Origin of the sequence: Marinibaculum pumilum, from assembly GCF_042646425.1 — a bacterium.
In the GTDB taxonomy this organism is placed as follows: domain Bacteria; phylum Pseudomonadota; class Alphaproteobacteria; order Ferrovibrionales; family Ferrovibrionaceae; genus Marinibaculum; species Marinibaculum pumilum.
In genome coordinates this window covers 60051-83543 of sequence record NZ_JBHRTR010000026.1, presented here as the reverse complement: position 1 = coordinate 83543, position 23493 = coordinate 60051, and the positions used below count along the sequence as shown (strand labels likewise).

21 protein-coding genes are annotated in these 23493 nt (G+C 69.4%); 12 read left to right on the top strand and 9 right to left on the bottom strand.

The genetic code is table 11. The features are described from left to right. The first annotated feature begins 142 nt into the window (after positions 1 to 142). Positions 143 to 1087, top strand: a complete 945-nt coding sequence (locus tag ACFOGJ_RS12015) for a Gfo/Idh/MocA family oxidoreductase (RefSeq protein ID WP_379900618.1) — start codon at positions 143 to 145, stop codon at positions 1085 to 1087. A 107-nt stretch (positions 1088 to 1194) separates the two neighbouring features. After that, a complete protein-coding gene (locus ACFOGJ_RS12010; RefSeq protein WP_379900615.1) occupies positions 1195 to 2103 on the top strand; it encodes a crotonase/enoyl-CoA hydratase family protein in 909 nt (302 codons plus the stop codon). A 38-nt stretch (positions 2104 to 2141) separates the two neighbouring features. Here ACFOGJ_RS12010 and ACFOGJ_RS12005 read toward each other — a convergent pair whose 3' ends face one another. Next, entirely contained in the window at positions 2142 to 2777 is a 636-nt protein-coding gene (locus tag ACFOGJ_RS12005) for a TetR/AcrR family transcriptional regulator (protein ID WP_379900613.1), read from the bottom strand. 358 nt (positions 2778 to 3135) lie between these two features. Here ACFOGJ_RS12005 and ACFOGJ_RS12000 point away from each other — a divergent pair, with 358 nt between their 5' ends. The 8 genes from ACFOGJ_RS12000 to ACFOGJ_RS11965 all read left to right on the top strand — a co-directional run bounded on the left by ACFOGJ_RS12000 (position 3136) and on the right by ACFOGJ_RS11965 (position 13465). Continuing rightward, positions 3136 to 4521 (top strand): TetR family transcriptional regulator, encoded by a 1386-nt coding sequence (locus ACFOGJ_RS12000; RefSeq protein ID WP_379900610.1) that lies wholly within the window; start codon positions 3136 to 3138, stop codon positions 4519 to 4521. A gap of 174 nt (positions 4522 to 4695) precedes the next feature. Beyond that, complete coding sequence (locus ACFOGJ_RS11995; RefSeq protein ID WP_379900608.1) at positions 4696 to 6276, top strand: class I adenylate-forming enzyme family protein; 1581 nt, start codon at positions 4696 to 4698, stop codon at positions 6274 to 6276. 20 nt (positions 6277 to 6296) lie between these two features. Beyond that, on the top strand, positions 6297 to 7550 hold the full coding sequence (locus tag ACFOGJ_RS11990) for a thiolase family protein (protein WP_379900606.1): 1254 nt from the start codon (positions 6297 to 6299) through the stop codon (positions 7548 to 7550). A 313-nt stretch (positions 7551 to 7863) separates the two neighbouring features. Then, positions 7864 to 8520, top strand: a complete 657-nt coding sequence (locus tag ACFOGJ_RS11985; protein ID WP_379900604.1) for a TetR/AcrR family transcriptional regulator — start codon at positions 7864 to 7866, stop codon at positions 8518 to 8520. Positions 8521 to 8600: 80 nt separating this feature from the next. Continuing rightward, a complete protein-coding gene (locus ACFOGJ_RS11980) occupies positions 8601 to 9818 on the top strand; it encodes an ABC transporter substrate-binding protein (protein WP_379900602.1) in 1218 nt (405 codons plus the stop codon). A gap of 103 nt (positions 9819 to 9921) precedes the next feature. Then, on the top strand, positions 9922 to 10959 hold the full coding sequence (locus ACFOGJ_RS11975) for a branched-chain amino acid ABC transporter permease (protein ID WP_379900600.1): 1038 nt from the start codon (positions 9922 to 9924) through the stop codon (positions 10957 to 10959). Between the two features lie 5 nt (positions 10960 to 10964). Then, a complete protein-coding gene (locus ACFOGJ_RS11970; protein WP_379900597.1) occupies positions 10965 to 12728 on the top strand; it encodes a branched-chain amino acid ABC transporter ATP-binding protein/permease in 1764 nt (587 codons plus the stop codon). After that, entirely contained in the window at positions 12725 to 13465 is a 741-nt protein-coding gene (locus ACFOGJ_RS11965) for an ABC transporter ATP-binding protein (RefSeq protein ID WP_379900595.1), read from the top strand. Before ACFOGJ_RS11970 ends, ACFOGJ_RS11965 begins: the two co-directional genes overlap by 4 nt. A 27-nt stretch (positions 13466 to 13492) precedes the next feature. Here the strand turns inward: ACFOGJ_RS11965 and ACFOGJ_RS11960 are convergent, their stop codons facing one another. The 5 genes from ACFOGJ_RS11960 to ACFOGJ_RS11940 form a co-directional block, all read right to left on the bottom strand. After that, positions 13493 to 14230 (bottom strand): HAD-IIA family hydrolase, encoded by a 738-nt coding sequence (locus ACFOGJ_RS11960; protein ID WP_379900593.1) that lies wholly within the window; start codon positions 14228 to 14230, stop codon positions 13493 to 13495. Between the two features lie 64 nt (positions 14231 to 14294). Continuing rightward, a complete protein-coding gene (locus ACFOGJ_RS11955) occupies positions 14295 to 15551 on the bottom strand; it encodes an ABC transporter substrate-binding protein (RefSeq protein WP_379900591.1) in 1257 nt (418 codons plus the stop codon). A gap of 116 nt (positions 15552 to 15667) precedes the next feature. Beyond that, positions 15668 to 16582, bottom strand: coding sequence for a carbohydrate ABC transporter permease (locus ACFOGJ_RS11950; RefSeq protein ID WP_379900589.1), 915 nt, complete (start codon positions 16580 to 16582; stop codon positions 15668 to 15670). Continuing rightward, positions 16579 to 17574, bottom strand: a complete 996-nt coding sequence (locus ACFOGJ_RS11945; RefSeq protein WP_379900587.1) for a carbohydrate ABC transporter permease — start codon at positions 17572 to 17574, stop codon at positions 16579 to 16581. The genes ACFOGJ_RS11950 and ACFOGJ_RS11945 overlap by 4 nt, the downstream gene beginning before the upstream one ends. Before the next feature lie 3 nt (positions 17575 to 17577). Beyond that, on the bottom strand, positions 17578 to 18711 hold the full coding sequence (locus ACFOGJ_RS11940; RefSeq protein ID WP_379900585.1) for an ABC transporter ATP-binding protein: 1134 nt from the start codon (positions 18709 to 18711) through the stop codon (positions 17578 to 17580). Positions 18712 to 18835: 124 nt separating this feature from the next. Between ACFOGJ_RS11940 and ACFOGJ_RS11935 the strand changes: the two genes are divergently transcribed. Next, positions 18836 to 19708 (top strand): LysR family transcriptional regulator, encoded by an 873-nt coding sequence (locus ACFOGJ_RS11935; protein ID WP_379900583.1) that lies wholly within the window; start codon positions 18836 to 18838, stop codon positions 19706 to 19708. 27 nt (positions 19709 to 19735) lie between these two features. Here ACFOGJ_RS11935 and ACFOGJ_RS11930 read toward each other — a convergent pair whose 3' ends face one another. Genes ACFOGJ_RS11930 through ACFOGJ_RS11920 form a run of 3 tightly spaced genes read right to left on the bottom strand, consistent with a single transcriptional unit; the run spans position 19736 to position 22298 of the window. Continuing rightward, positions 19736 to 20611 carry a TauD/TfdA dioxygenase family protein gene (locus ACFOGJ_RS11930; protein ID WP_379900581.1) on the bottom strand — a complete coding sequence of 292 codons (876 nt, stop codon included), beginning with the start codon at positions 20609 to 20611 and terminating at the stop codon, positions 19736 to 19738. A gap of 52 nt (positions 20612 to 20663) precedes the next feature. Continuing rightward, positions 20664 to 21566 carry a polysaccharide deacetylase family protein gene (locus ACFOGJ_RS11925; protein ID WP_379900579.1) on the bottom strand — a complete coding sequence of 301 codons (903 nt, stop codon included), beginning with the start codon at positions 21564 to 21566 and terminating at the stop codon, positions 20664 to 20666. A 45-nt stretch (positions 21567 to 21611) separates the two neighbouring features. After that, positions 21612 to 22298 (bottom strand): isochorismatase family protein, encoded by a 687-nt coding sequence (locus ACFOGJ_RS11920; protein ID WP_379900577.1) that lies wholly within the window; start codon positions 22296 to 22298, stop codon positions 21612 to 21614. A gap of 369 nt (positions 22299 to 22667) precedes the next feature. Between ACFOGJ_RS11920 and ACFOGJ_RS11915 the strand changes: the two genes are divergently transcribed. Next, a partial coding sequence (locus ACFOGJ_RS11915; RefSeq protein ID WP_379900575.1) for a TRAP transporter substrate-binding protein occupies positions 22668 to 23493 on the top strand: 826 nt, incomplete at its 3' end.

Here is a 23493-nt window from a genome sequence, read left to right as displayed (position 1 = left end):
TGCCCGTCGTTCCCGCCCTTGAGGCGGGAACCCATTCCGCTGGTCCTGCGGCCCTGCACGGCTTGCGGAATGGATCCCGGGTCAGGCCCGGGATGAGGCCGATGCGTGGCCGCGGCGGCACGGACGAGCGGGAGGAGCAATCATGAAACTCTGCGTGGCAGGCGCGGCCGGCGCCTTCGGGCGCAAGCATCTGGACGCCCTGGGCAATATCCCGGAGGCGGAGGTGGTCTCCGTCGTCGGCGGGGCACCCGACGACATCGCCGGCTTCGCCGCCGAGCGCGGCATCGCGCACGCGACGAAGGACCTGGGCGAGGCGCTGGCCCGGCCGGAGGTCGAGGCGGTGATCCTCGCCACCCCGACCCCGGTCCATGCCGCGCAGGCGATGCAGTGCCTGCGCGCCGGCAAGCATGTCCTGGTCGAGATCCCGATGGCCGACACCCTGGCGGATTCAGAGGCGCTGGTCCGCACCCAGAAGGAGACCGGCCTGGTCGCCATGGCCGGCCATGTACGCCGCTTCAACCCCAGCCACCAGTGGGTGCACAACCGGATCATGGCGGGCGAGCTGAAGGTGCTGCAGATGGACGTGCAGACCTTCTTCTTCCGCCGCTCCAACCTGAACGCCCTGGGCGAACCCCGCACCTGGACCGACCACCTGCTGTGGCATCATGCCTGCCACACCGTCGACCTGTTCCAGTACCAGGTGGGGGAGACCGCCAGCGAGGCCTTCGGCCTGCAGGGCCCGATGCATCCGGAACTGGGCATCGCCATGGACATGGCGATCGGCCTGAAGGCGCCGTCGGGTGCGGTCTGCACCCTGTCACTCTCCTTCAACAATGACGGGCCGCTGGGGACGTATTTCCGCTACATCTGCGACAACGGCACCTACATCGCCCGCTACGACGACCTGTTCGACGGCAAAGAGCAGCAGATCGACCTCTCCGGGGTCGCCGTCTCGACAAACGGCGTGGAGCTGATTGACCGCGAATTCCTCGCCGCCATCGTCGATGGCCGCGAACCGAACGGTTCCGTCGCGCAATGCCTGCCGGCGATGCAGACCCTGGACCGGATCGAGAAGGCGATGCGGTAGCGGACGACCTGGTGGCGCGGCAGATTGACAGTCAGAATTGACTGTGAAATGACGGTCGCCGCCGGCCGCCTCTCCGGGCGGCCCCAGGTTGGAGCTGAAGCGACCCCATGCCCGAGTTCACTACCTTGCGCATCGACAGGGATGCGCAGGAGCCGCGCATTGCGCGCCTGCTGCTGAACCGCCCCGCGCGCCTGAACGCGATCAACGACGAGACCCCGCGCGAGATCCGGGCCGCCGTCGAATGGGCCGAGGCCGACGAGGAGGTCCATGCCATCGTCGTCGAGGGCGCGGGCAAGGGCTTCTGCGGCGGCTACGACCTGGCCTGGTACGCTGAGCAGGACTTCGAACATCCCTGCCAGCAGGAAAGCCATCCCTGGGACCCGATGGTCGACTACGCCACCATGAAGCGGAACACGGAAGACTTCATGGCGCTGTGGCGCTGCTCGAAGCCGACGATCGCCAAGGTGCACGGCGCGGCGGTGGCGGGCGGCAGCGACATCGCACTGTGCTGCGACCTGCTGGTCATGGCCGAGGATGCGCGCATCGGCTACATGCCCACCCGGGTCTGGGGCTGCCCGACCACGGCGATGTGGACCTATCGGCTGGGGCCGGTCCGGGCGAAGCAGATGATGTTCACCGGCGACGTGATTTCCGGCGCCCAGGCGGCGGAATGGGGCCTGGCGAACCTGGCCGTGCCGGTGGCGGAACTGGAGGCGGAGACCATGCGGCTGGCACGGCGGATCGCGGGCGTGCCCAGAAGCCACCTCGCCATGCACAAGCTGGTGGTCAACCAGGTGATGCTGACCATGGGGCTGGAACAGAGCCAGATGATGGCGACGGTGTTCGACGGCATCACCCGCCACAATCCGGAAGGCCTCTGGTTCCGGCGCTATGCGCAGGCAGAAGGTTTCAAGGCCGCCGTCGAATGGCGCGACAGCGGACGCCCCATCCCCGAGCGCGACGAGGCGCGCCGCCTGGTCGACGAGATGGACGCGCGCAAGACCGCCGGCGGCTGACCCGGGCCTTCGCGCGGCAGGCTACCGGGCCCGGCGGGTCAATCCGCCGGGCGGTTGTCCAGCATCTCCCGCGCGGCCTCGATCCAGCTTTCGACCATCTGGTCGCGCAGCCGGTCGTCACGTCGCAGGATCGAGGTGATCGCCAGCCCCCGGGCGAACTCCACGCTGAGCGCCACCACCCGCCCGAGTCCCGGCCTGTCGCCCAGCGGCGCGAAAAGCTCGGCCATGACCCGGTCGCTTTCCGCCCGCGCCGGCTTTTCCGCCCGACGGAGCGCAGTACGAAGACCTTCGTCCGTGCGCGCAACCGCCCACAGTTCCAGCTCCGCCACCAGCGACGGATGGGCGAAGGCGGAGACCAGGGTCCGGATGCCGCGGCTCAGCGGATCGGCAATATGCGCCGCCGCCGCGGCCTCTTCGCGGATGGCGCGCTCGTTCATCTCCACAAGGCGCGCAACCGTGGCGGAGAGAAGCTCGGCATGGGTCGGGAAATGGTGCAGCAATGCGCCGCGGCTGACCCCCGCCCGCCGCTGCACCTCCAGGGTCGTGGTCCGTGCCACGCCGACTTCGATCAGCGCCGCGACGGCCGCGTCGAGCAGGCGCAGGCGCGTGGCTTCGCGTTGCGCCCCTCGCACGCGGGCGGCTGCAGCGGGCGCCGCCGATCCCTCCTTGGACATGCCGTCCCCTTGCCGTCATCCGTGACTGTCGGTCCGTTCCATAGCAGGGCGGTCGCGCCGGTACCAACAGCCTTGGTGCCGCCCGCCGACACCTGCAGGGGAACATGCGGGTCATGCCCCTGACAGGAGAATCTGTGAGCCCGGTGGCCGGAAGCGAACCACCATGTCAGATCCGACCCGCTGCGGGTGTGGGAATGCCCGCCGCAGACCGGGGCCGTTGCAACCGCCGTCCACGGCCTTGCCACCGACAGCGACCGCCTGCGCGGCCGCGTGCCGCGGATTGACCGGTCCCTCCGGAGCGTCTATCGCCACCATGATCGGCGCACCGGGCCGCCCGATCGGTGCGACGCAGGTGAGAATGGGACGCCGCCGGTCATCCCCCCAGGGCGGGCAGCAGGAGGGACAGCAGAACGGAGAGGCAGCCGCCGGGCCGGACGATACCCGGCAGCGGCTGCTGGATGCCGCCGGTCCGCTGGTGGCGCAGTACGGCTTCGACGGGCCGTCGGTGCGCGACATCACCACCGCCGCCGGGGTGCGGCTGGCCGCGGTCAGCGACATTTTCGGCGGGATCGAGGGGCTGCTGCGCGCCGTCGTCGAACGCCATGCGCCGCTGCTGGCGACCGAGCGCCGGCGGCGGCTGCAGGCGGCGCGGGCGGCCGGTCCGCTGTCGCTGGAGGCGGTGACGGCGGCCTTTGCCGCGCCGCTGCTGACCTTCATGACGGAGGATGCCGCCTGGCGCGACCATGCCCGGATCGCCGCGCAGCTGATCGCTTCCACCCGCTGGGATGCGCGCCTGGGGCCGCTGCTGGAGGCCGAGGCGCCGGACTTCCTCGACGCGATCCGGGAGGCGGAGCCGCGCCTCGACCCGGCCGATGCGGCCTGGTGCCTGACCTTCGCCATGGGCGTGCTGGCGGCCGCGACGTCCGGCACCGGCTGGCTGAAGCAGCTTTCCGACGGTGAGGTGTCCGACGACGACCCGGGCGCCCTGCGGGATGACCTCTGCGCCTATCTGCCAGCGGCGATGCGCGGGGTGGCGGAAGCGATCGAGAGCGGGCGCCGCGACGGCCCGCCGATCCCGAAACTGCCTGCCGCCGGCACCCGCGACCGCATCCTCGACGCAGCGGAGCGGCTGTTCGCGGCGCATGGTTTCCACGGCGTCTCGATGCGCACCATCGCGCGGGGCGCCGGCATCTCCTCCGGCCTGTGCCACTACCATTTCAAGACCAAGGACGGCGTCTTCCTGGCCATGTGCCTGCGCCGCCACCCCGCCTTCAACGAGGAGCGCTGGCAGCTGCTGGAGGAGGCCCGGTCGATGCCGCCCGGCCGCGCCCGGCTTGCCACGGTGGTGGAATCCCACCTGGGCAGCGGCGCCCGCCGGCTGCAGCGCGGCGGACGCGGCTGGCGCAACCATATCCGGGCGATGGCAACGGCGATCACCTCGCACGGCGACTATTGGCTGCAGACCCTGCGGGTGGTGGCCGACGACATCGCCCATGCCCTGGTGACGGAGACGGCCGACGCCATTCCGGGCCTGCCCATGCGTCAGGCCTATCTGTCGCATCTCTTCGCCAACGGGCTGATGGCCGCCGCCTATTCCGGCGGCGCCCGGCTGCAGCGGCTGTCCGGCGGGCTGGCGAAGGGCAGCGACTACAGGGCGATGCACGACCGACTGCTGCGCTTCCAGGTCGGCGGCATCCTTGGCATGGCCGCCGCCGCGGACCGCCCCGCCCCGGCGCAGGACTGACCGGCCCGGCACAGGACTGACCGGCCCACCCGGCGCCCTCGGACGGGCCCTTCAGCGGCGATAATTAGAGCGAACGTTCCGGCAAAAATTGACTTGACGCCGGCCGCCCCCGATGCGAAGGACTCCGCCACGGCGCGGGACAGGCAGGCGCCGGCGAGGGGGAGGAGCGACAGAATGGACAAGCGGACCGGGCGCTCGATGCGACTGCTCGACTATTTCCGGCGTGCCCTCGACTTCGGCCGCGACCGGCCCGCCTTCGTCGACGAAGGCGGCACGGTCAGCTATGGCGAGGTCGACCGCCGCTCCGCCCGCATCGCGGCGGGACTGCAGGCGCTCGACCTCCCCGAGGCGCCGAAGGTTGCGGTGCTGTCGCCGAACGGCGCGACGGCCTTCGTCGCCGTGCTGGCGATCGTGCGCTCCGGCGCGATCTGGGTGCCCGCGAACGTCCGCAATCCGGCGCAGGTGAACGGCGCCTTCCTGGCGGCGGCCGATTGCTGCTGCCTGTTCTACGACGTTTCGCTGGCGGACGAGGTGGCGGCGGTGCTGGCCACGGCACCGGGAATCCGCCATGCCGTCTGCCTGGACGGCTCGGCCATGCCCGGCCACCTGTCGCTGGATGCGCTGATCGCGCTGTCCGATGCGGAACCGGCGGAGCCGCCGGACGATCCCGACGCCCTGGTGATGATCGCGCCGACCGGCGGCACGACCGGCCTGCCGAAGGCGGCGATGATCACCAACCGGATGTGGGAGAGCATGATCGCCGCGGCCTGGGCCTGCATGCCGCCGCGCGGGCGGATCGCCTTCCTGGTGGCCGGGCCGATGACCCATGGCGCCGGGGTGGTGGCGCTGATGATGATGGCCGGGGCGCCGGCCTTCGTGATCCTGCGCAAGCCCGATCCGATGGGGGTGATGACCGCGATCGAGCGGCACCGCATCACCCATCTCTACCTGCCGCCGACCATGGTGAACATGATCACCGAGCATCCGGATGTCGGCCGCTTCGACTTCGGCTCGCTGGAGCATCTGGTGATCGCCGCCTCGCCGATCGCGCCGGACAAGCTGCGCCGCGCTGTGGAGGTGTTCGGCGACGCGGTCTGCCAGTCCTTCGGACAGGCGGAAGCACCGATGTTCCTGACCTTCCTGTCCAACCGCGACCTGCGCCAGGCCGACCCGGAGGCACCGGTCGACCGCTTCGGCAGCTGCGGCCGCGCCACCCTCGGCGTGCGGGTGGAGGTGATGGACGAGGCGGGCGCCATCCTGCCGCCGGGGCGGAAGGGCGAGATCGTAGCCCGCGGCAGCCTCGTCTTCCCCGGCTACTACCGCAATCCGCAGGCCACCGCCGAGGTTTCCGCCCATGGCTGGCATCACACCGGCGATGTCGGCTTCAAGGACGAAGAGGGCTTCCTCTACATCGTCGACCGCAAGAAGGACATGATCGTCACCGGCGGCTTCAACGTCTTCAGCGTCGAGGTCGAGGCCGCGATCCTGGCGCATCCGGCGGTCCGCGAATGCGCGGTGATCGGCGTGCCGGACGCCAAATGGGGCGAGGCGATCAAGGCCGTGGTCGAGTTGAAGGCCGGCGAGACGGCTAGCGAGCCGGAACTCCAGTCGCTGGTCCGGCAGCGGCTGGGCGGCGTGCACACGCCGAAGAGCGTGGAGTTCTGGCCCGAACTGCCGCGCAGCACCAACGGCAAGATCTGGAAGAGCGAGGTGCGCGCGCATTTCTGGCGCGGGCAGGACCGGTCCATCGCCTGACCGCAGCGGGGGAGCAGCGCATGACGAACGCCGTCTACATCCTGGGGATTCACACCACGCCGGTGCGCCGCTGGCCGGAGAAGAGCTTCAAGGAGCTGACCCGCGAGGCCTATCTGGGCGCGCTTGCCGATGCCGGGCTGGAGAGCGGCCGCGACATCGCCGGCGCCTGGTTCGGCAGCGTGCTGATGCACTATTGGGGGCAGGCCGCCCTGCGCGGCAATATCTGCTTCATCCCGCTGGTGCGCGACGGGCTGTTCCCTGATCGCGCGCCGATCGTCAACGTGGAAGGCGGCTGCGCCACCGGGTCGCTCGCCATCGCCGGCGCGGCCAAGGAGATCCGGGCTGGCGATGCCGACCTGACCCTGGCGGTCGGCGTGGAGAAGCTCTACGACCCGGCCGACCCGGGCCGCATCCTGCCACATTTCGACGCCAACGACGCCTTCGACCCGCAGGAATGGCAGGACCATTATGCCGCGACCGGCGCCGCCATCGGCCAGCCCTTCGCGCCCGCCCCCGGCCGCACGATCAACATGGACACCTATGCCATGCAGGCCCTGCTGCACATGAAGCGGCACGGCAGCACCGCGGAACAGATCGCCGCGGCTGCGGCGAAGAACCATTGCAACGGCGCAAAGAACCCGCGGGCCCAGTACCGCTTTGCGATGACCACGGACGAGGTGCTGGCCGACCGCATGGTTTCCGCCCCGCTGACCCGCGCGATGTGCGCCCCGATCGGCGACGGCGCCGGCGCCGCCCTGCTCTGCTCGGAACGCTACCTGCGGGCGCAGCCGACCGCGGTGCGGGCGCGTGCCATCCGCATCGCCGGGCTGGGCCTGTCCGGCGGCAAGTATCGCGAGCCCGAGGAGCCCAGCCTGACCCGGCACGCGGCGGAGATCGCCTATGCCAGGGCGGGCCGGACCCCGCGCGACATCGACCTGGCGGAGGTGCATGACGCCACCGCGTTCTGCGAGCTCTACCAGTGCGAGATGATGGGCTTCTGCGGACCGGGCGAGGGCGGCGACTTCGTCGGCGCGGGCGAGACCGCCATCGGCGGCAGCCTGCCGGTCAACACCTCCGGCGGCCTGGTCTCCAAGGGCCATCCGATCGCCGCCACCGGCCTGTCGATGGCGCACGAACTCGCCATCCAGCTGCGCGGCGAGGCCGGCGGCCGCCAGGTCCCGGACGCCGCCATCGCCCTGCAGGAGAATGGCGGCGGCGTGATCGGCCTGGAGGAGGCGGTGGCGGCGGTGCTGGTCTACGAGCGGGCGGGGTGAAGCGGCTGCCAGACCACCCGTTCCACCGGAATAGCGGCTTGAGCGCCATGCCGCCACGGATGGCCGGATCGACGGAAATCGAGCGCATTGTCCCCGCCGGGCCCGATCGTGCCGACGAGCGGCCGTCAGCCCCGCCACCATACCGAACGGTATTGAAATTGATCCCGGCTTCCCCCTAACATCCGCCATCAATCAAGCGGGCGGCGGCACCGGGCGGTGCCGACCGGCCTGCACATGGGAGGAAGGGATTGCCCGGGTACAGGCATAGCCCACGGCATGGCGGCGAGGTGCGCCGGCGGGACGGCGCGCGCCGATGAGCGCGGCCGACGATGCGCGCCAGGCGGCCGCCCCGGACCGTCCCGGCGGCGGCCGGGCGCAGCGGCAGCGCGGCGCCGGCGAGGGCAGCCTCACGGCTGACGACTGGATCGCCTGCGCGGCGGAAGTGCTGGAGACGGAGCCGGTGCGCAGCCTGCGCATCGCCACCCTGTGCGCCCGCCTCGGCGTCACCAAGGGCAGCTTCTACTGGCATTTCGGATCGCGGCAGGACCTGCTGGCGGCGCTGCTGGGCGACTGGCGCCGCCGCATGACCCTGGACGTCATCTCCCGCCTCTCGCAGGCCTCCCCCACCATTGACACCCTGCTGCGCAACACCCTGGCGCTGATCCGCAAGAAGCGGCCCGGCCGGCAGACCGCGACCGAGCGCGGCATCCGCGAATGGGCACGCAGCGAACCGGAGGCGCGCGCGGCGCTGCTGGAGGTCGACGAGACCCGGCTGGCCTTCTTCGAGGGGCAGTTCGCGAAGGCCGGCTTCGATGCCGGAGAGGCGCGCCTGCGCGGCTATGCCGCTTATGCGCTAATGATGGGGGACTCGGTTCTGAAGGACACGATCGGCGACCGGGTCCATACCGATCGGTATCTCGATCGTGTCATCGACATGCTGCTGAAAGAGGATTCCCCGCAGGCGGGCTAGCAGGCACCGGCCGGGCCGGCCTGCGCGGCCCGGCGACAGCAAGCAACGCATCCCCGCAGGGTGCGATGGGAGGAAGAGGAATGAAGGTCACGAACGGGGCCAACCCGACCGCAGGACGGCGGTCCGCCGGAGGGCGGAGCGCCATGGCGCGGGCGGCGATCGTGGGCACGGCTGCGCTTGGCGCCGTGATCGCGGCGCCAGCGATGCCCGCCCTCGCCGATATCAATGTCTGCATTACCGTCTCCGCGACCGGCCCGGCCGCCTCGCTGGGCGTGCCGGAGCGCAACAGCGTCGACTTCCTGCCGGCCGAAATCGGCGGGCAGAAGGTCAACACCACTGTCTTCGACGACGCCACCGATGCCGCCCTGGCCACCCGCAACGCCCGCAAATGCGTGGAGGAGGCCAAGGCCGACATCATCATCGGTTCCTCGACCACGCCGACCTCGCTGGCCACCGCGACCGTCGGCATGGAGACCGGCACCCCGGTCATCGCGCTCGCACCGATCAACCCGCCGGCGGACGTGAATGCGTGGAACTTCCGCGCGCCGCAGCATGTCAGCCAGATGGCCGACGCGCTGGTCGCGCACATGAAGGCGAACGGGGTGAAGACCCTGGGCTTCATCGGCTATGCCGACGCCTATGGCGAGGACTGGCTGAAGGTCATGACGAAGCAGCTGGAGGGGTCGGGCATCGAGATGGCGCCGGTAGAGCGCTTCGCCCGCACCGATACCAGCGTCACCGGCCAGGTGCTGCAGTTGGTCTCCGCCAATCCCGACGCGGTCCTGGTCGTCGCCTCCGGCACCCCGGCGGCAATGCCGAACCTGGCGCTGAAGGAGCGCGGCTATGGCGGCGCGATCTACCACACCCACGGCTCCGCCAGCCGCGACTTCATCCGGGTCGCCGGCCCGGCCGCGGAGGGTACGATCCTGCCCGTCGGCCCGGTCGTCGTGGCGGCGCAGCTGCCCGACAGCCATGATTCCAAGTCCCTGGCGATGGACTATGCGAAGCGCTACGAGGAGAAGTACGGCGAAGGCTCCCTCTCCTCCTTCGGCGGTCACATGTTCGACGCCGGCCAGCTGGTCGCGGCCGCCGCGCCGGTGGCGCTGGAAAGCGGCGCGCAGCCGGGCACGCCGGAATTCCGCAAGGCGATGCGCGACGCGCTGGAGGGCCTGGACGAGGTGGTCGGCGTGCACGGCGTCTTCGACATGACAGCGGAGGACCATTTCGGCCACGATTCCCGCAGCCGCGTGCTGGTCGTCGTCGAGGACGGCAACTGGAAGCTGCTCTCCGGGCAGTGAGTGCGGACGGCGGGGGCCGGCACGGCGCCGGCCCCCGCCCAATCCCGCTCACCGACACCACCAGCATCGCCACCCGCCACCACAACGACGGCAGGGCCCTGACGTGAACTCGACGATCGTGCTGTTCCTGCTGCAGGACGGCATCATCAACGGCGCGATCTATGCGCTGCTGGCCGTGGCACTGGTTCTGGTGTTCGCGGTCACCAGGGTGATCTTCGTGCCGCAGGGCGAATATGTCGCCTATGCCGCCCTCACCCTCGCCGCGCTGCAGGCCGGCCGGGTGCCGGGCATCGTCTGGCTGCTGGTCGCCATCGGCGCCGCCGCCGCCGTGGCGGAGCTCTGGCGCAGCCGCAGCGACCTGCACTGGCGCCGCCTGGCCGCGATCCTCGGCGGCGACGTGGCGCTGCCGCTGGCGCTGGCCGGCATCGCCTATCTCGCCGCGCCGCTTCAGCTGGGCCTGATCGCCAATGCAGGCCTGACCCTGGCGCTGGTGGTGCCGCTCGGCCCCTATATTTACCGGCTGGCCTTCCAGCCGCTCGCCAATGCCTCGGTGCTGGTGCTGCTGATCGCCGCGGTCGGCGTGCATCTGGCGCTGCTGGGCCTGGGGCTCGCCTTCTTCGGGCCGGAGGGCTATCGCATCCCGCCGCTGTCGCGCTACGCCCTGGACCTGGGCGGGGTGCCGGTCTCCGCCCAGAGCATGATCGTCATCGCGCTGACCCTGCTGCTGCTGTTCGGGCTCTACCTGTTCTTCGGCCGCACCCTGCTGGGCAAGGCGCTGCGCGCCGCCGCGCTGAACCGGCGCGGCGCGCTGCTGGTGGGCATCTCGCCCGGCATGGCCGGCCGCCTCGCCTTCGGCATGGCGGCGCTGATCGGCGCGCTGTCCGGCGTTCTGATCGCGCCGCTGACGACGATCTATTTCGACAGCGGCTTCCTGATCGGCCTGAAGGGCTTCGTCGCCGCGATCATCGGCGGGCTGGTCAGCTATCCGCTGACCGTCGCCGCGGCGCTGGTGGTCGGGCTGGTGGAGGCCTTCTCCTCGTTCTGGGCCAGCTCCTTCAAGGAGGTGATCGTCTTCACCGTGATCCTGCCGATCCTGCTGTGGCGGTCCCTGCGCAGCACCCACTACGAAGACGAGGAGTGAGGCCGATGTCGGTGCGCCATCTCGCCATTCTCTTCGCCCTCGTCTCCCTGGCCGTGCCCTTCGTCGAGGCGGTGCCGGAGTTCTGGATCACCCTGCTGATCTTCATCGGCATGGCCAGCCTGGTGGCGCTGGGCCTGGTGCTGCTGACCGGGGTCGGCGGCATCACCTCCTTCGGCCAGGCGGCGTTCGTCGGCTTCGGCGCCTATACCACCGCCGTCCTGACCACCCAGTACGGCCTGTCGCCCTGGCTGACCCTGCCGCTGTCACTTCTGACCACTGGCCTCGCCGCTTTGGCGATCGGCGCCGTCACGGTCCGGCTGTCCGGCCATTTCCTGCCGCTGGGCACCATCGCCTGGGGCATCGCCTTCTACTACCTGTTCGGCAACATCCAGTGGCTGGGCGCCTATGACGGCATTTCCGGCGTGCCGCCGTTGGAGCTGGCGGGCGAGCCGCTGCTGACCGGCCGCTCCTACTACCTGGTGGTCTGGGTGGCGCTGTTCCTCGCCGTCATCGCCACCCTGCACCTGCTGGATTCCCGCACCGGCCGCGCCATTCGCGCCCTGCGCCGCGGCGCCGTCGCGGCGGAATCCTTCGGCGTCCGGCCGGCCCGGGCGAAGCTGCTGATCTTCGTCTATGCGGCGCTGCTGGCCGGCCTGTCGGGCTGGCTCTACGCCCATTACCAGCGCGCCGTGACCCCCTCCACCTTCGGCATCAATGCCGGCATCGAATATCTGCTGATGGCGGTCGTCGGCGGCGCCGGCCATGTCTATGGCGCAATCGTCGGCGCCGCGCTGGTGATCCTGCTGAAGGACCAGCTGCAGGACCTGCTGCCGGCGCTGCTGGGCCAGCAGGGCAATTACGAGACCATCGTCTTCGGCGTGGCCCTGGTCCTGGTGCTGCAGGTCGCCCGCGACGGGCTCTGGCCCTTCGTCGCCCGCTTCCTGAAACCGCCGCCGCCGCGCGAGATCCAATCGGCACCGGAGCTGCCGCGCCGGGCGATGCCGGCCGCCGGGGAGCCGCTGCTTGAGGTGCAGGAGGCGCGGAAGGAGTTCGGCGGCCTGGTCGCGGTCGACAATCTGAGCTTCTCCCTGCAGGGCGGCGAGATCCTGGGCCTGATCGGCCCGAACGGCGCCGGCAAGAGCACCAGCTTCGACCTGATCACCGGCGTGCAGCCGCTGACCGCCGGCGGCGTCGCCTTCGCCGGCCGGACGATCGGCGGGCGGGGGCCGGAGGCCATCGCCGCGCTGGGTGTCGCCCGCAGCTTCCAGCATGTGAAGCTGGTGCCCGACATGAGCGTGCTGGAGAACGTCGCCCTGGGCGCCCATCTGCGCGGCTCCGCCGGCGCGGTGCAGGGCATCCTGCGCCTCGACCGGGCGGAGGAACGCTCGATCTTCGCGGAAGCCGCAAGGCAGGTGGAGCGGGTCGGCCTGGCGGCGCAGATGCACCAGCCGGCCGGCAGCCTTGCCCTGGGCCAGATGCGCATCGTGGAGATCGCCCGCGCCCTGGCGCTGGACCCCGCCCTGGTGCTGCTCGACGAGCCGGCGGCCGGCCTGCGGCGGATGGAGAAGCAGGACCTGGCGGACCTGCTGCGCCGCCTGCAGGCCGACGGCATGAGCGTGCTGCTGGTCGAGCATGACATGGAGTTCGTCATGGGGGTCACCGACCGGCTGGTGGTGCTCGACTTCGGCGTGAAGATCGCCGAGGGCCCGCCGCGCCAGGTGCAGGCCGACCCCGCCGTTCAGGAAGCCTATCTGGGGGGCGTGCTGTGACGGCAAGCGCTTCCGCCACCGGCCTCGCGATCGAGGCGTTGAGCGTCGCCTACGACAAGGTGGAGGCGGTGCACGGCGTATCCCTGCAGGTCGCGCCGGGCACGATCGCGGCGGTCATCGGCGCCAACGGCGCCGGCAAGTCCACCCTGCTGAACGCCGCCATGGGCCTGCTGCCCGCCGCCGGCACCGTGCGGCTGGACGGCCGCGACCTGCGCCGGGTCCCGGCAGAAGAACGGGTCGCCGCCGGGCTCAGCCTGGTGTCGGAGACCCGCGACCTGTTCTCTGCCATGGCGGTGGAAGACAATCTCCGGCTCGGGGCGTTCCGGCGCGGCCGGTCCGATCTGGAGGAGAGTCTGGAGGCGGTCTATGCCCGCTTCCCCCGCCTGAAGGAGCGCCGCCGCCAGGCCGCCGGCACCCTCTCCGGCGGCGAGCGGCAGATGCTGGCGATGGGGCGGGCGCTGATGTCGCGGCCGCGGGTGCTGATGCTCGACGAGCCGAGCCTCGGCCTCGCCCCCCTGATCGTGCGCGAGATCTTCCGCATCATCACCGCGCTGCGCGCGGACGGCGTGGCGATCCTGCTGGTCGAGCAGAATGCCCGTGCCGCGCTGGAGGTCGCCGATACCGGCCATGTGATGGAACTGGGCGAGATCACCATGAGCGGCCCGGCGGCCGAGATCGCCGCCGACGGCCGCATCATCGAGAGCTATCTGGGACTGGGCGGCAGCGCCGGCGGCTGAGAGGCGGCCGCCTGGCTGTCGGCCGCCCTACCCTGCCAGCCGCCGCTCCAGCAGCGGCGCGAGGCCGGCCGCGCTGTCGACCCGGATGAAGGGGATGCCGAGGCGGCGCGCGCCCTCGCCGTCGGTGGCGGGATTGTCGCCGATCAGCACCGCCTCCGCCGCGGCAGCACCCGCACGGACCAGGGCGGCCTGCAGCAGGATCGGCTCCGGCTTGCCGATGGTGTCGTGCGCCAGGCCGGGGCGGCAGCTCAGCACCGCCTGCAGCAGGGCGCCGGTCTCCGGCACCGGCGCGCCGTCGGGGCCGGGATGGCTGAAATCGGGATTGGCGACGACCAGGCGGGTGCCGGAGACCAGCCGGGCGACGAGGCGCGAGAGGCTGGCATAGGTCAGGCCGGTGTCGCGGGTCAGCAGGACGATGCCGGTGCCGGAGCGGGTCGCGGCGTCGAGGCGCAGGCCGAGGCCGGCGGCATGGGCCCGGATCGCGTCGCTGCCGTGGATCTCCACCGCGGCACCGGGCCAGCGGGCGGCGATCCAGTCCAGCGCGCAGGTGCCGGCCAGCAGGATGCGGCCCGCATCGACCGCCAGGCCCATGCCGGCCAGGCGCGTGCTGAGGGTCGCCGGCGTGTCGGTGGAATTGTTGGAGACGATCCAGAGCCTGTCGCCATGGGCGGCGAGGAAGGCGGCCGCGCCGGGCAGCAGCCGGTCGCCGGCGATCAGGCAGCCGTCGAGGTCGCACAGGATGGCGCGACGGGAACGAAGGTCCATGAGGGGATCCGGAGATAATGAGGGCGGGGCCGGCCGGGCCGGCCCCGCCCGTCTGCGACTGGTGTCAGGAGCCCTTGGCTGGCGCCGGCAGGAGGTCGGTGACCTCCTCCTGCAGCTCTTCCTGCAGGGCCTTCATGTCGTCCTGGTCGCCGACCACGACGCTCTCGATGCCGTCATAGATCACCTGGGTCACCGCCAGGCCATTGTCGCCCGGATAGGCGATCCATTCGCGCAGCAGCGGCAGCTGGCGCACGGCGGTCTCCTTGTTCGGGTTCTTCTTGTAGAAGTCCGCCAGGATGATCTCGTTGGCGGCCTTGTTCGGCGGCATGTAGCCCGTAGTCTCCGCCACCGCGGCGGCGCCCAGGCCCGACGTGATGTACTTCAGGAAGGTCCAGGCCGCCTGCAGCCGCTCCGGATCGTCGGAGGTGGAGACCAGCAGCGCGGCGTTGCCGCCGGCCGGCAGGCCCTTCGGCTTCTGCCCGATGCCCGGGAACTCCGCCGTCTTCAGCTCGAAATCGCCCTTCGCGCGCTCGACGGCGCCCAGCGCGGAGGTCGACCAGAACATCATGCCGATCTCGCCGGCGGAGAAGGAGGCCAGCGCCTCCTTCCAGGACAGGTTCTGCATGTCGCAGCCGCGGAACAGCTTCTTCATGGTCTCCAGCGACACCAGGCCCTCGTCGCTGTCGATGGTGAAGCGGCCGTCCTCGACGATCGGCTTGTCCTGGCTCCACATCAGCGCCTGGACGAACCAGTTGCCGGTGATGTTCCAGCCCCAGAACATCGGGTTCTTCACGCCGTTGGCGCTCATCTTCTGGCAGAGCTGGATGACCTCGTCCCAGGTCTTCGGCAGCGCCGTGGTCCCGGCCTTCTTCACCAGGTCCATGTTGTAGTAGCCGACCGGCAGGGAGACGGAGAACGGCAGGCCATGCACCTCGCCGCCGAAGGTGCCGAGGTCCAGCATCGCCTTGTGATAGCCGTCCTTTTCGAAATCGGCTTCCTTGGCGATGAACGGCTCCAGCGACTTGGCGATCCCCTTCTCCACCAGCACCTGCTGGCGGTTCAGGCCCTGCATGGTGATGTCGGGCAGGTTGCCGGAGACGGCCTCGCGCAGGATGGTGTTGGTGCCGTCCTCGTAATCCTCGTAGGTGGCGCGGAAGGTCACCTCGATCTCCGGATGCTCCTTCTTGAAGCTCTCCATGATCTTTTCGTAGGTGACGTCGAACAGGTGGCTGTAGGGATAGCCGACCTCGATCTCCACCGCGCCGGCGGGCACGGCATGCAGCGCGGCCGCCGCGACGGCGATTGCGGCAAGACGTTTCATCTTCATACTCCCGTTGTTGGGGCGGCGCCCGGCTGCTTGCGGCAACAACCGACCGGGCACCGCTGCCGACCCGGCGGTCTCCACGACCTTCGTGGGGACCGCCTTCCTGCCCTCCGTCATTTCATGCCGGAGAGCGTGATTCCCTCGATGAAGCGCCGCTGGGCGAGCAGGAAGGCAACGATCAGCGGCAGCACGATGATCGTTGCGGTGGCCATCATCGGCCCCCACATCGACCCGTCCGCGCCGCCGGAGAATTCGCGCAGGCCCAGCGGCGGCGTGTAGAGGTCGCGGTTGCCGGTGATCACCACCCGCGGCCAGAAATAGTCGTTCCAGTGCGCCACGACGGAGAAGATGGCGAAGGCCAGGAGCGCCGGCACCGCGGTCGGCAGCATCACCTTCCAGACGATGCCGAACTCGCTCATCCCGTCCATGCGGGCGGCGTCGATCAGGTCGTCGGGCACGGTCTTGAAGAACTGCCGCATCAGGAAGATGCCGAAGACGGAGATCGTCCAGGGGATCACCAGCGCGGCATAGGAATTGGTCAGCCCGGCCTTGGCCAGCATGATGTAGAGCGGCAGGGCGATGGCATGGACCGGGATCAGCAGGCAGAACAGCACCAGGCCGAAGACGATCTCCCGCCCCCAGAAGCGCAGCTTCGCGAGCGCATAGGCGCAGGGCAGGGCCACCGCCACCTGGATCAGGAAGATCGAGGCGGTGACGATCACGCCGTTCAGCAGGTAGCGCAGCAGCGGCGCCTGCCTGAACGCCTCGGTGTAGTTGAAGACGATCGGCGTGCGCAGGCATTCGTCCCGCTCGTTGCCCAGCTTCACGCAATACTCGTCGACGAACTGTTCCTGGCTGCCGAAGACGCCGCCGGAGCTGGTCTCGATCTCGTGCGACGATTTGAAGGACGAGGTGACCATCACGTAGAACGGCAGGATCACGATCAGGGCGCCCAGGATCAGCACCGCATGCTTCAGCGCCTCGCTGAAGGGCGCCGCGGATCCCTGCACCGGGCCGGCCGCGCTCATGCGTAATGCACCCGCTTCTCGACCAGGTGGCGCTGCGCAATGGTCAGCAGCATCACGAAGCCCAGGAAGACGACGGTGATCGCCGCCCCCATGCCGATCAGGTTGTGCTGGATCGCCTTTTCGTAGATCGCATACATCATCACGTAGGTGCTCTTCGCCGGGCCGCCATTGGTGATCGCCTCCACAGTATCGAAGACCTGGAAGGAGCGGATCGTCGTGATCGTCACCACGAACACCGTGGTCGGCCCCAGCATCGGCCAGGTCACCAGGCGGAAGCGGTCCCAGGCCCCGGCGGCGCCGTCCATCTCCGCCGCCTGGTAGAGGTCGCGCGGGACCGAGGTGAGGCCGGCCAGGTAGAGCACCATGTTGAAGCCGAAGGCCTGCCAGATGCCGATGAAGCAGATTGTCCAGATCGCATAGCCCTTGTCGCCGAACCAGAGCGGGAAGCCGTCGGCGCAGCCCTCCGCGAAGAAGCCGGAGACATCTTCGATGCCCGTGCCGCAGAGCCGGGCGAGGCTGTCGTTGACGATCCCCAGGGTGGGGTGCAGCGAGAATTCCCAGACGATCGCCATCGCCAGCAGCGCCGCCATCACCGGCAGGAAGTAGATCGTCTTGTAGAGCGCGCCGAAGCGGCCGACCGAGTTGATCAGCAGCGCGGCGCCCAGGCCCAGCGCGATGGAGGCCGGCACCACCACCAGGACATAGGTCGCGGTCGCCCAGATCATGCGGGTGTAGGTCGACTTCCCGACCAGGTCGCCATAGTTCTCCAGCCCCACCCAGTCGGCACCGTCATTGCCCAGGCTGTAGTCGGTGAAGGACAGCAAAGCCGCGATCGCCACCGGCGCGATCAGGATGACGATCATCAGGATGATCGCCGGGGCGGTGAACCAGTAGCCGGCCGTGCCCAGGCCGATGCCGCGGACCGCGCGGTCGCGCCGACGGCCCCGGCTCTGTTCGGGAAGCTGCCCTTCGGCGAGGTCGGCGACCGCCATCCCTCACGCCTCCAGGAAGCGGATGCGGCGGTCGTCGGCGCCGAACAGCATCGCGGCGCCGGGGTCGGGCCGCACCCGCACCTCCTGCCCCAGGGAGATGGCGATCGCCTGTTCCGGCGTGGCGCGGGCAACCAGGCGGGTGCTGCCGCCATTGACATGGCCGTGCAGGAAGAAGTCGGCGCCCAGATTCTCCTTGTGGGTCGGCGTGAAGGGCCAGCCCTCGTTGTCGCGCTCGCAGGCCAGCGACAGATGCTCCGGCCGGATCCCCAGGCTGACGCGGGCGCCGCAACCCGCCGCGCGCCGCTGCAGCTGCACCCCGTGCGCGGCCACCCGCCCGGCGCTGTCGGTCTCGGCCTCCAGGATGTTGATCCGGGGGCTGCCGACGAACTCCGCCACCTTGCGGTGCTGCGGGTCGCGGTAGATCTCCGACGGTGCGCCGAGCTGCAGGATCACCCCGTCCATCATCACCGCCATGCGGTCGGACATGGTCAGCGCCTCGGCCTGGTCGTGGGTGACATAGACGAAGGTGGTGCCCAGCGCGCGATGCAGCTGCGCCAGCTCCGCCCGCATATGCACCCGCAGGGCGGCGTCCAGGTTCGACAGCGGCTCGTCCATCAGGAAGGCGACCGGCTTGCGCACCATCGCCCGGCCCAGCGCCACCCGCTGCCGCTGCCCGCCCGACAGCTGCCCGGGCTTGCGCGCCAGCAGATGCTCGATCTCCAGCACCTGGGCGACCTCCCGCACATTCGCCCGCAGCCGGTCCAACTTCGCGCCCCGGCCCGGCAGCAGCGCGCCCAGCAGCGGCGCCCGCTCCCAGAAGCCCAGGTCGCGCAGGCGCAGCGGTGTTTCCATGTTCTGCTGCACGCTCAGATGCGGATAAAGGGCATAGGACTGGAACACCATGGCCAGGTCGCGCCGGCTGGGCCGCAGCCGGTTCACCTGCCGGTCGCCGATGGTGACGTCGCCGCCGGACTGCGCCTCCAGCCCCGCGATGATCCGCAGCAGGGTGGACTTGCCGCAACCCGACGGGCCGACCAGGGTCAGGAATTCGCCATCCGCGATCTGCAGGTCGATCCCCTGCAGGACGATTGTGTCGCCGAAGCTCTTGGTGATGCCGTTCAGGCCGATCTGTGCCATCGCGCCCCTCCGGTTCCGCGTCGCAGGCCCGCAAGGTAGGCGGCCGGCATTGCGCCGGTATGTCATCCAGAGGTCATGGTTATGGGGTACATGAGCGATGGTTTGAGATCGCCGGGAGTTCGCCATGGGCCTGACATCCGCCCGCCTGCGCGCCTTCGGCGCGGTTGCCGAGGAAGGCAGCTATTCCGCCGCCGCGCGGCGGCTGCGCCTGTCGCAGCCGGCGGTCAGCAAGGCGGTACAGGAATTGGAGACCGCCTTCGGGGTGACCCTGTTCGAACGGCGCGGCCGCTCGATGGTGCCTACCGACCTGGCTCTGGAACTGGGACCTGTCGCGGCGGAGATGGAACGGGTCGAAGCCGAGGCACTGCGGATCCTGCGCCGGCGGGCAATGGCCGATTCCGGCACCCTGCGCATCGGCCTCGGCAATTCCATGCCGGGGATCGCCCTGATCGGCGCCTTCCAGCGCCGCATGCCGAAGGTTCATGTGCAGGTGGAGTTCGGCAATTCCGCCGCGATCATCGACGCCGTGCTGGAGAACCGGGTCGATGTCGGCATGCTGCCCAACGTGCCGGACGACCGGCGCTTCCTGCGCAAGACCTGCCTGGTGCAGAAGGTCGTCGCCGTGATTCCGAACGGTCACCGTCTGGCCGGGGCCGCCTCCGTCGCCCTGGCCGAGCTGGCGTCGGAGCGGCTGATCTTCCGCACGCCGGGCTCGTCGACCCAGCGGGTGGTGGACCGCGCCTTCCGGCAGGCCGGGCTGGAGGTGCGTCCCGCCATGCTGCTGGAGACCCGCGACGGTGTCTGCGAGGCGGTGGCCAACGGGCTCGGGATCGGCTTCATCTGGCGCTACGGCACCAGCCGCAGCGACGGCTTCAGCCGGGTGCCGGTGGCCGAGATCAACGACAATTACGAGGAAGTGCTGTTCCACCGCACCGACAGCGAGAACCGGCTGGCCGCCCTGTTCGTCGCCGATGCGCGCCCCACCCCGGCAGGCTGACGACGGACTGACCTCCGGAGCGATCGCCTAGGATGCGGCTGCAGGTTCCGCCACGGACGGCATCGGCACCTCGCCGCGCACCACGGTGCGGAGCATGCGGCGCCTGTACCTGTCGGCGTCGAACCAGGTCGCCGAATGCATCAGGGTACGATTGTCCCAGATCACAAGGTCGCCGACCTGCCACTTGTGGGCGTGGGTATGACGGGGATCGGTGATCCGGTCGTACAGGTCCCGCACCGTCCGCAGCGCCTCTTCCGTCTCCATGCCGCTGATGCCGATGCAGTCGGGCAGGTTGATGTAGAGGATCTCCTCGCCGGTGTCCGGGTGACGGCGCAGGATCGGGTGGTGGACATCCGCCGATTCGCGCAGCTGCTCCGGGGTCAGCGGGTCGGGGTCGGGCCGCTTGCTGTGCAGGTGGACGAAGCTGTAGGTCGCCCGCCGCCCGCGCAGCCTGTCGCGCTCCGCCGCCGTCATCCCGCGATAGACGCGCTGCATGCTGGCGAAGCGCGTGTCGGCGCCCTCTTCCGGCACCACCTCGGCGTACAGGGTCACGAAGGCCGAGGGCCTGGGCCGATAGGCCAGGTCGGTGTGCCAGTTCAGGGACACGTCGTTCACGTTGGGCTTGCGGTCCTCCATGTTCGAGATGATGGAGACCGTCGCATGATCCGGATGGGTGAACTGGCGCAGGATATGGGTGTCGAGTTCGCCGAAATGCTCGGTGAAGGCGATCATCCGCGCGGCGTCCATCTTCTGGTCCTTGAAGACCAGCATATGGTGCCGGCCGAGCAGCGCCTTCACCTCCGCCAGTATGGCGGGATCGCCGATTTCGCCGACATCCAGCCCGGTGATCTCGCAGCCCAGGTCCGGCGACAGCGGGCGGGTGGCAAAGCGGGTACCGGGCATGGCTCTCTCCATCTTGCGGCAGCGGGCGCCGGGCCGGCCGGCGCCCCGGGTCCTACGGCTTCGCCACCACCCCCTCCGGCAGGCCGGCGACATGGTCGGCGATCTGGCCGGGTGTGGCGAACCAGACCCGGTCCCGGTGCGCGGTCATGTGCGCCAGGATGCGGCGCAGCTGGCGGGCGCGGTGCGGCTGGCCCATCAGGAAGGTGTGCAGGGAGACGGCGCAGACCAGCGGGTATTTCGCCGAATCCTCCAGCTGCTGGTCGAAGCCGTCCAGCACGATCTTGGTGAACTCGTCGTCGCTGGCGCCGCGGTTGATGATCGCCGGGATGTCGTTCATCTCCATCGACGGATAGGGCACCGCCATGATCGGCCCGCGGTCGGTGCGGAACCATTGCGGCTGCTCGTCGAAGAACCAGTCCATCATGTAGGTATAGCCGTTCTCCAGCAGCAGCTCCGGCGTCTTCGGGCTCTGCGAGATGAAGGGGCCCAGCCAGCCGGTCGGCGGCTTGCCCTCTTCGGCGATCATGCGGTCGCGCACCGCGGCCAGCATCTTCCGCTCCTGCGCCTCCTCCATCTCCGCCTGGCGTTCGGAATTGGTCATGCCATGGCCGACGAACTCGTCGCCGCGCTCGCGGAACGGCACCAGGATCTCCGGGCAGACGTCGTAGACCGAGGCATTGTTTAGGATCGCCAGGGGAACGTTGAAGTTGTTGAACAGGTCCAGGATCCGCCAGATGCCGACCCGGTTGCCGTAGTCGCGATAGGCATAGCCGCGGTGATAGGGGGCCGACGGCATGGAGGTGAAGTCCGCGCCCGGGTTGCGGCCGAACTCGAACGCCTCGACGTTCAGCGCGAAATAGACTGCCAGGCGGGTGCCGTTCGGCCAGTCATAGACCGGCCGGGTCGGAATGGCGGAAAACGGGTAGCGGTCGAACTTGGTGTCGAACTTTTCCATGACGTCCCCGGATGGTGGTGGTCGCGGTGGGTCTGGCGCGGCGCCTCAGTCGCGCGGCGGCAACGCCTTCAGCTTCTCGATGACATCGGCGACGGGGCCGACATCGGCATATTTGGCGGCCATGTCGAACAGGTTGACGGCATGGCTGGTGGCGCTGCGGTCGTAGACGCATTCCTGCGGCACGACGACCTTGAAGTTGAATGCGAATGCATCGACCACCGACCCGCGGACGCAGCCGCTGGTTGTGCATCCCGTGACGATCAGGGTGTCGACCCCGAGGTCGATCAGGTAGCTGACCAGCGGCGTGCCGAAGAAGGCGGAGGGGTGCTTCTTCGGCAGCAGCACGTCCTTCTCCTGCGGCGCGATCTCGGGCACGAATTCGTAGCCCTTCGCGGCCACCTTCATCAGTGCCGGCACCTTCTCCGCCAGCCGGCCGCTGTCGAACGCCTCCTTCGGTGCGACATAGGGATAAAGGACCGGAAAGCCCTTTTCCCGGCAAACCGCCAGCAGCGGCGCGATATGGTCCACGGCCCGCCAGCCGACCTCGCCGCAGGCGGTCTTGAACTCCTTGATCGCCTCCCAGAACGGCTCCCGCTTGGTGCCGACGGTGCGGTACTGCACGTCGATGATCAGCAATGCCGGCCGGCTGCCCATGCCCGACGGACGGCCGAAGCCGGCCGCCTCATAGGCCCGGATTTCTTCCTCGCTGATGATCCCGTCCCAGGGTTGCATGACCTGCTCCCGATGTTGCTGCCGCACCGTTGCGACCGCCGTCCCGCCGGACCCGGCAGCGACGGAGGAAGCTGCATTCTCCTTGAAAACAGCGGCCGCTCGGCTAGAGTAGGGATCGACACGACAAAGGCAAATCAAATGCCAATAGGGAAGTTGTCATCGCCCCGTCGATGACAAAAAGCGCCGCGGTCCAGAAGTTCATTGACGACAGGAGGCTTCACGTTGTTCGCGAAACACTCTCTTCTCAAGGCAACGCTTGTCGGGGCGGTTGCATCCATCGGCCTGACACAGGCTGCACTTGCGGCGGACTATTCCTGGGACATGCCGACGCCCTACGCGGATGCCGAATTCCAGACGCAGAATGTCCGGATGTTTGCAAACGACGTCAAGCGCCTGACGGACGGCCAGATCGACATCACCGTCCACAGCGCCAACTCGCTGATCGCAAACCCGGAGATCAAGCGCGCGGTGCAGCTGCAGCAGGTGCCGATCGCGGAGCTGTTCATCTCCAATCTCAGCCGCGAGGATCCGATCTTCGAGATGGACGCGATCCCGTTCCTGGCGTCCAACTACCAGGATGCGCTGAAGCTCTACCAGGTGACCAAGCCGGTGATGCAGGAGCGGCTGCTGGAACAGGGACTGCGCCTGCTCTACGCCGTGCCCTGGCCCAGCCAGGCCTTCTACACCACCAAGCCGGTCAATTCGGTGGCCGACCTGAAGGGCCTGAAGATGCGGGCCTATAACGAGCAGACCTCCCGCCTGGCGGAGGCGCTGGGCACGATCCCGACCACGGTGCAGGCGCCGGAGATCCCGCAGGCCTTCTCCACCGGCATCATCGACACGATGTTCACCTCCGCCCAGACCGGCGTGACGACCAAGGCCTGGGACTACACGAAGTACTACTACGACACCCAGGCCTGGGTGCCGAAGAACGTCGTGTTCATCAACGAGAAGGTCTACCAGGAGCTGCCGGACGACCTGAAGGCCGACCTGCAGGAGGCCGCGGCGATCGCGGAGACCCGCGGCTGGATGATGAGCATGGCCTCCAACATCCAGAAGCCGATCGAACTGTCCCGGAACGGCATGGAGGTCGGCGTGATCTCGCCGGAGTTCGAGACGGAGCTGAAGGCGATCGGCGACCAGATGCTGGCCGCCTGGCTGGAAAAGGCCGGCGAGGACGGCAAGAAGATCATCG